Raw genomic sequence first — 8,026 nt, 5'->3', positions numbered from 1 at the left:
GAACTGGTCATCGTGTCACGGGCGTTGGACGACGTGGACCACTCGGCCGAGCACCCGCGTGTGGCCCGCACTCGCGGCAGATCCGTACTCGCCCTGGTGACCGCGCACCACGACCCGGCGCTCACCCGGTGGGCCGGCTGTGAGGTGCTGACGCTGGCGGGCCGTACGGCCGACGACGCGGCGGCCACCATCGACGCGCGCCTGCACCAGGCCGGCGCCGTCCCCCTGCCGGAGTACACGGCCGCCCACGTGGTCGGCGAGGTCGAACCGCGCTATCCCGCCCTCGGCCCCCGAGTGACCAACTTCGACAGGCGGGCGGTGTCGCACTTCGCCGCGCGGCGCGAGGAACTCGCCCTGCTGCGCGCGGTCCTCGGAACGGTGAACGTCTCTGGCGGTGGCCGCACCTGCGCCATCCACGGCCTCAGCGGCATCGGCAAGACACGGCTGGCCCTGGAGTACGCCCGCCGTTACGAGGATCTCTTCGACGTCATCTGGCGGGTCGAGGCCGCCCACGCCCCCACCGCCCGCGCGAGCCTGCTCGCCCTGGCCCACCGGCTCCAGGACCTCCCCGACCACCAGAGGGGCCAGACGGGGCCCCGGGCCCAGCACGAGGACCGCGACCCCGAACAGACCCTGCAGCACCTGCTCTCCAACGAGTTACCGAGGATCAGGGCGCTGTTGATCTACGACGGCGCGGAGGACGACTCCACCATCCGGCAGTTGCTGCCCGACACCGGGCACGGCGGCCAGGTCCTGATCACCTCGGTCAACCCCGTCTGGCAGCGCAGCGCCCCCCACCACCGCATCGCCCTGGAGGCGTTCACCGCCCAGGAGGCCGTGTCCTTCCTCCGCAACGAGAGCGGGATCGACGACGAGGCCGGCCTGGCGAAGATCGTCGACCGGCTGGGGCGGCTGCCGCTGGCCCTGGAGCCCGCGGCGGCCTCGCTGCGCGACGAACCCGACATAGACGCCTACCTCCAGGCCCTGGACGTCCCCTCGCAGGCGGCCCCCTCCATCCGCCCGGAGACGAGCCCGAGCGGCGCCCCGGCCTGGATCCACTCCTTCAGCCAGGCCGAGACGAAGGACGCGCTCGCGGGACTGCTGCTGCGGCTGTGCGCCTTCCTCGCGCCGCAGGGCATACCCAGCTATTTCTTCGAGACCAAGGGCCAGCGCACCGACCTGCTGCCGAGGCCCCTCGCCGAGGGACTGGCGCAGCCGTCCCGCGACCGCCGTATCAAGGACACGGCCAGGAACTCCTCGCTGCTCACCGGCGAGGCGAAGCTGGTCATGCACACCCAGGTGCAGGCCGTGATCCGCGAGGAGATGCCGGAGGAGGAACAGACCTTCCACGCGGCCGCCGCGGTGTGCCTGGTCAACGGTTGGTTCCCGGAGGACCCGGAGCAGGAGAGCACCTGGCCGCAGTGCGTCGAACTGCTCCCGCACGCCCGGGTCGTGCTCGACCACTGCGGACGGCTCGGGTTCGTCGACGAGAACACCTCGACCCTGCTGCACAGCATGGGCGAGTACTTCCGTGTGCAGGGCGACCGCACCGAGGCGGAGCGGCTCCTGATGGACGCCCTGCGCCAGCGGGAGAACCTCTGGGGCCGCCAGAACTCGCTCGTCGCCAACACCCTGGTCTCCCTCAGCCGGCTCAAGGTGCTGAGCGCCGAGCTGCCCGAGGCGCGCAGTTTCGCCGAGGACGCCCTGAAGATACGGCTGCGCCTCGACGGCGATCGCGACCCCCGCACACTGGAGAGCCGTATGCAGCTCGGGCGGGTACTGCGCGAACTCGGTGACTTCGAGGGGGCGTCCGAGGCCGCGGACCAGACCCTGCTGCGCCTGCGGAGGCTGTCCGAGACGGACCCGGTGAAGATCGCCGACGGCCTGTGCGACCTGGGCCTCGTCCGCTGGCGGCAGGGGCGGCTCGACGAGGCGCTGAACCTGCACCGGGAGGCGCTCCAGCTGCTGGAGCGGGCCCCGGGGGACGGCGAGCCCGCGCGGCGCAACCGTACGGCGTTCGTCCACCAGGCGCTCGGGCTCGCCCTGTTGGACTCCGAGGACCTGGAGGGGGCCGAGCAGCATCTCAGGAGCGCGCTGGAGGTGCTGGAGTGCGCCGGGTACGCGGTGAGCCATCCGATCGTGCTCTCCTCGTCCGTGCACCTGGGCGAGACGCTCCGGCAGCGGGCGGCGCGCTACCGGGGACGGGACGACCGGCGCTCCCCCGCGCGTGAGCGTTCCTCGCCGGGAGAGCGGGAGGCGGAGCGCCTGCTCGCCGAGGCGAAACGGATCTTCGACCAGGTGCTGTCCGCCCCGCACATGGACGGGGACCGGGACCACCCGGACCGGGCCTGCGCCCTGGTCCGCTACTCACACCTCCTGCACGACCAGGGCAACAGCGAGGCGGCGCTGACGGAGGTCAAGAACGCCATCCGGATCTACACCGAGAAGTACGGCTCCCAGCACCCCTACGTGGCCGAGGCCCGCTACCGCCGGGCCCTGATCCGCAAGGGGAGCGGGACCCAGCCGCCGCGGTGGCGCGAGGACCTGATCACGGCACGGGAGATCTACCTGCGCGTACATCCCCCGGAGCACCCGCTCATCCGGCGGATCGAGGAAGAGCTGGACGCCGATCCCGCCCCGGCACCGGGCGAGACCTCGGACGACCGCCATCCCTGAGTTCCCGTCACATCCTCCGCGGGGGACTTCTCCGCGGGGGACCGACGTGGCCACCGTGCGCCGCGTGCCACCGGCGCGGACGCCGCTGAGCGCGGCCGACTCGGAGGTCACCAGCCCACCGATGCGCCGATCTCCGGATCAGTGCCAACAGGTTTCCTCGCCCCCGCCCCGCTCGGTGCCGACCGAAACCGCGTAGGTGAGGGCCGTGCCGACCTCGGGCTCGGGCTCGGGCTCGGGCGAGAAACCCTGGGGACGGAGATCGACCTGGAACAGCAGATGCCGCCCCTGCTCGGTCCTGCTCCAGCAAGCACCCTCCACGGTGGCGGGCGGTGCCCCGGGGGCGGGATCCTCCTCCAAGCGCCAGCCGGCCGCGGCGGCCGCCCTGGCATAGTGGCCGATGACGTCATCGGCTCGGCCCGGGAACACATACAGGCGGTCCGCATGCAGCCAGGGCGCCCCGCCACTGTCGTCGTCACATCCGGTGGTCACGCCCACGCCCCTGTAGTTGGCGGGTGCCGAGGCACCGGCGGGCACCGAGGCGAGCAGCGGCTGCTCGGCCAGCCGCCCGAGTTCGGCGCCCGTGTCCTGGCAGCCGTCGCCACCGAGGGCGGAACAGGCGCCGAGGAAGACACTCGACAGCAGGAGGATCGCCGCCAGTGCGCCGCGAGTACCGGCAGACCTTGATCTGGGGTGCAACGGTCCTCCTGGCAGAAGGGGTGATCGAGGCTGCGCTTCACCGAAGCGGCCCGGATGACCCTCGCACGCTGCCGACCGGGCCTCGTCCCCTCACCCGGGGCGGAGCCTATGACCGTTCTCGCAGGTCAGCTGCGTGAATACAGCGTAGTGCAACCCAGAATGACGGGGCCCTAATGGTGAGGATGACACTTCCCTCAGGCTACGAGAGGTAGCTGCGACAAATTCCACCGTCGCCGCCCCTCGATCCGCCCAACACCCTGAATTATCAGCGGCGCATGACCCCAGACCTCGGTAGCGTGGCCGGCATGAGCAACGCTCCGGGCTTGGCTACGTGTCTGCACGCCTGGTTCAACGAGGTGCGGCGGGCGGGGATTTCAGGCAATTCTGGCGGCGCACTGGTGAACACGATGAGCAGCTACCCGGCATGGGCATCGGTACGGGCCGCAGTGCAAGTCACAGCTCCGCCGACAGTGCGCCCAGATCTCTATACCCGCGAGGGAGAGCTACGGGATGCGACGCTACTGGGTATGACCGGCCTTGCCCGGGCTGCGCAGGTCATCGCCAACGGCTTGCCCGTGAACGACCAGTGCTGTCCACGGTCCTACCAGCACAGCAACGACCTGCAGGTGGACACCGTAGTCGCGGAGTTCGTGGCCTTCTGCCAGTCTCCGTTGCCGGTGCCGGAGCACTGGCTTCTTCTGGACGCCGATATACCCAAGGGCATTGTGGTCTCGGTCGGTGGGTACACCCTGAAGGCGGCGGAGGCCGAGGACTTGCGTCAGCTCCTGGCACTGCCAACGGCCCGGGCCGTGTGCGACGTGTTGGAACGGTCCGAGATGGACCCGAAGTTCCTCGACGGCGCTGCCTTCCTGCGCCATGACGATCCGGACGGGAAACTGGTCCACGGCCTTCGCTTGCCGCTCATGGAGCTTCCGACCCGGCCTGAGCTGCATCACTGGCGGCCACTGTTCATCCTGCTGTTGTGGCGCAGTGACGTGGCGTGCCATATGGATGCCTGGTTCGTGGTCGAGCGTGGCCGACGTATCGATCGCCGCAGCGGTGCGGTTCCCTGGACGATGGACGTCTTCGTCGATGAGCAAGGCGAGGAGGTGGAAGTGGAGCGGCGCCAAGGGGGGCTCTACGAGGTGTCGGAACAGGAGATGCCCCGATTCCGCGCCTTCTGCCACGCCGTCGATGCACTGATCGACATGGTCCTGGCAGACACCTCGAAAGCTGGCAGGAAGCGGGCACGCCGCATGGAACGTGCGGCAAAGCACCTGGTGCGTGCCTCGCACCGCACTCATGTTGACGGATCCATCTGGGAAGAGGAGGCAGACGAGATCACGCTGCAGTACGTCATCGCAATGGAGGCGCTGCTGACCGGTGATGGGAACAGCGGGGTTTCCGCGAAGATCAGGCAGCGCGCCGCCATGCTCTGGATGACCGATGAGACCCGCGAACGAGTCCTCGACATGGTGTCCGCGAGCTACGACAGCCGGTCAAAGTACGCTCACGGCGACGACACGAGGGAAGACGTCCAGCACCTGCATGATCTCCGGAACCTTGCCACGAATGTGACCCTGCGATGGCTGATCGTCGGAGCCACAGCAGGCCCCGAACTGGGTAAGCGCCTGGATGAAGCATTGACCTCCGACGCTGTTCGCCGACGCGCAGTGACGGATCCTCTAACTGTCTTCTTCACCCACACCCCACCGCGGCAGGTCCCCCTGGACGTCACACCGTGAGCCGTTTCCACACGGGTCTCATGCATGTTTAGGTGACAGGTTCAGTGAGCCTTTTCAACGTGGCCACCGATCGAGTGACGCCGGGGTCATGCGGTGGGTGTGCGCAACGGACAGGGCTCCCGTGCCGTTGAGAGAGGTGTTCGACGTCTCAACTCAGCAGCACAGGAGCCCTGTTGGTTCCGTATCCTGCCGCACTCGACCTGCCTCACGCTCTGGTCGAGTGGGTCACGATGCTCATCGTCAACCGCGAGGGTGACCGGCGGTGCAAGCTCCCGCCGCACCGGCGTGCGCTCGTCGCTCTGGTGTACCTGCGCCGCCACGACACCCTTGCCCGCATCGCGGTCGGCTTCGGCATATCCGTCGGCACCGCCCACGCGTACGTCACCGCCGTCACCGGCCTGCTCGCCGACCGCTCACCCGGCCTGCTGAAGGCGCTGCGCGAGCACGAACGGGACTTCGTCCTCCTCGACGGCACGCTCGCCGAGTGCGACCGGGTCGGCGACAGCCGAGGCGACTACTCCGCCAAGCACCGCCGCCACGGCGTGAACGGGCAAACGGTCTCGACCCCATGCCGATGCGCATGCGCCCCGAGCCTCGATGCCGAGCTGGTCGAGATCGAGGCCGACACCACACTCCTCACCGCCGCACAGCCCCTCGCCCAACAGGCCGCAGTCCGGAACACGCAGCCAGGCCCCCTGGCGACAGCGAAGCTGGCAAAAGGACGCACTCTACGCGCCCCCTGCCAGGCACCGACCGGCGTCCGAGGCGATACCACCCGAACGAGGAAGACACGCCTCGACCAATCCCATCAGCGCAACTAAGCCGACCAGAAAAGCCAGTTCAACTCCACGAAGGAGTCCCCATGAGCATCATGGACACGAACTCGACGGCCGGTGAGCACCTCATTCCTCACACCGCACGGATCGCCGCCGCCACCGCGAAGGGCTCGGCCCGCGACGAGCAATCGGAGTCGGACGCTGCCCGGATCATCCTCCAACTGGAGCAGAACCACGCCGAAGCCAACGCCGTCGGCCTCGGCAGCCCCGATCTGGACACCTTCCACAGCCTGATCGTCAGCCTCGTCGCTGAAGCGGACGACCCGGAGGCCGTCATCGCCTACATCGCCGAACTCCTCTCCGACCACGCCGAAAACAAGGCCTACCTGCCCAAGCTCATCCAGGAGTGTGAGCGCCTCGGCCTCGCACTCCAGCTGACTGACGACCCGACCGTGGACCTCCCCGGCATCAGGACCATCGACGGCCGCCGCACCGTCGTCGCCCGCGCCGACGAGGTGGCCGTGGCATACGACGACGTGCACGCGGTCGGCCGCTGCCTCACCTGCAGCGGTGAGCTGGACGGCACCGCCCTCCTGTACTTCCCTGCCAATGCCCTCCTGAGCTTCCGCGCCGTTCAGGACATGACTGGCGCGGACGTCAAGATCTGCCGCACATGCGTCGAGGCATCCGGTATCCCGCTCACCACCGCCCAGCGCGGCCCTGAGTGGATGCTCCGCTGATGCTGCACACCCTGGTGCGTCAACGACCACACCGCGCCTTGCGCCGCAGAGTGGCACAGCGCCTTCCCCGCCGAGACCAAGCTGCGGGACGCCGCCATCGACTCCAGCGGGTACAGCAAGAGCGGCGACGGGCTGCCCTGGCTGTCCGCGCAGGTCGTCGTCAGCAACGACAAGCCGCAAGCGTACGGCCGCAGCACGCAGGTGTGGCTGGGCTACGGTCTCCACTTGGGCGAGTTGAGCCCGGCCGAGGCACGGGAAACGCTGGAAGAGATGCGCGGCTTCGTCAATCAGTTGGAGCATGTGGTCAAACAGGCGGAGCAGATCGCGCGGGACGACTTCGAGGGCGACCCCGAGATCGCTCGTCTCGACCGTGAGGCGGAGGCCCGCCGGATCCAGGCACTCCTGAGCTCGTCGGCGCAGGCCGCCTAGTCCGACCTCAAGAGGGCCCCGGATCGGCGGCTGCACCACCGGCCCGGGGTCTGGGCCCAGTCCCCCGACCAAACCAGGAGCCGGATTCTGTCCAGAACCGTCCCCACCCGCGTTCAGGCACCTGCTCGGTGCGGCACTCCCAAGGCCAGCAGCCTCTCAGTCATGATCGGTGCCGCTCTGGTGCAGCGAGCATCCGCCAGGTGGATGTCGGCGCAAGTGCGCGGCTCCTGGCCCACGCATCGGGCAGAAGAGCCCCATATCCGTCGTGCTGCTGCCTCCCACCGGCGATACTGGTCGCATGGACCCGACGACCACCGCCCCCCGCGCCGAAGTGCTGCGGGACCGTTACCGCAGTCGGCTGCCCAAGCGCCTACAGGAGCTGGCCGGCCCTGTGGAGGGCACCGTCGACCTGCCACTGCACATCGTCTGGTCCGGGCGGACGAACTACAGTCTGGACCGTCCGAAGTCCTGTATGACGCTCTACCGGACTGTCCTCACCGAGGGCCTGCGCGAGGATGTGACGGCCTTCCTGCACCACCGACTGCTGGCCGAGCAGTGGCCCGTTCTCCGTCGCCTGGTCAGCCCCTACATTCGCGAGGTCTGGGAGGACGCCTTCCCCGAGCTGCCCCGCACCGCTCCGGCCGACGCGACCGCCGCGTGAGGCTCACTCCGCTTCACGAGCGTCTCCTCGCCGACATCCTCGACCTCGGCTCCCCTTACCCTCTGGTCCTCACCGGTGGTTACGCCGTGCAGGCCCACGGCCTGGTCGAACGCTTCAGCCGCGACCTCGATGTCGCCACCGAGAATCCCGCCCCGATGGACGAGATCGTCGCCTCCCTCACAACTGGCCTCGCCACGCGCGGTTGGCAGACCACCCATGTCCAGACCGACCCGCTCAGCGGCCGGTTCCTCGTCACCGACCCAGACACTGGGGAGGAGTGTGAGGTCGACGTCCTCAAGGAGG

The 8,026-nt window shown here is 69.0% G+C and carries 7 protein-coding genes and 1 pseudogene; 7 read left to right on the top strand and 1 reads right to left on the bottom strand.

Annotated features, from left to right (window positions below; all coding sequences use genetic code 11):
- The coding region (gene fxsT, locus EHS43_RS30920; protein ID WP_125194000.1) for an FxSxx-COOH system tetratricopeptide repeat protein at window positions 1-2,676 on the top strand (2,676 nt) is incomplete at its 5' end.
- 138 nt (window positions 2,677-2,814) lie between these two features.
- Here fxsT and EHS43_RS30915 read toward each other — a convergent pair.
- A complete protein-coding gene (locus tag EHS43_RS30915) occupies window positions 2,815-3,372 on the bottom strand; it encodes a hypothetical protein (RefSeq protein ID WP_125193999.1) in 558 nt (185 codons plus the stop codon).
- A 305-nt stretch (window positions 3,373-3,677) separates the two neighbouring features.
- Between EHS43_RS30915 and EHS43_RS30910 the strand changes: the two genes are divergently transcribed.
- The 6 genes and pseudogenes from EHS43_RS30910 to EHS43_RS30885 form a co-directional block, all read left to right on the top strand.
- Window positions 3,678-5,117 carry a HEPN domain-containing protein gene (locus EHS43_RS30910; RefSeq protein ID WP_125193998.1) on the top strand — a complete coding sequence of 480 codons (1,440 nt, stop codon included), beginning with the start codon at window positions 3,678-3,680 and terminating at the stop codon, window positions 5,115-5,117.
- 173 nt (window positions 5,118-5,290) lie between these two features.
- Window positions 5,291-5,686 (top strand): annotated as a pseudogene (locus tag EHS43_RS30905) (transposase family protein); the annotation flags it as partial.
- A gap of 293 nt (window positions 5,687-5,979) precedes the next feature.
- Window positions 5,980-6,633 (top strand): hypothetical protein, encoded by a 654-nt coding sequence (locus EHS43_RS30900; protein ID WP_125193997.1) that lies wholly within the window; start codon window positions 5,980-5,982, stop codon window positions 6,631-6,633.
- 225 nt (window positions 6,634-6,858) lie between these two features.
- Window positions 6,859-7,062 carry a hypothetical protein gene (locus EHS43_RS30895; RefSeq protein ID WP_125193996.1) on the top strand — a complete coding sequence of 68 codons (204 nt, stop codon included), beginning with the start codon at window positions 6,859-6,861 and terminating at the stop codon, window positions 7,060-7,062.
- A 298-nt stretch (window positions 7,063-7,360) separates the two neighbouring features.
- Window positions 7,361-7,723, top strand: a complete 363-nt coding sequence (locus EHS43_RS30890) for a hypothetical protein (RefSeq protein WP_125193995.1) — start codon at window positions 7,361-7,363, stop codon at window positions 7,721-7,723.
- A partial coding sequence (locus EHS43_RS30885; protein ID WP_148104126.1) for a nucleotidyl transferase AbiEii/AbiGii toxin family protein occupies window positions 7,720-8,026 on the top strand: 307 nt, incomplete at its 3' end. The genes EHS43_RS30890 and EHS43_RS30885, both read left to right, overlap by 4 nt.

It is taken from the genome of Streptomyces sp. RP5T (assembly GCF_003933965.1).
GTDB lineage: Bacteria > Actinomycetota > Actinomycetes > Streptomycetales > Streptomycetaceae > Streptomyces.
Note: the sequence above shows the minus strand (reverse complement) of the source record. Positions and strands in the feature narration are given on the sequence as shown.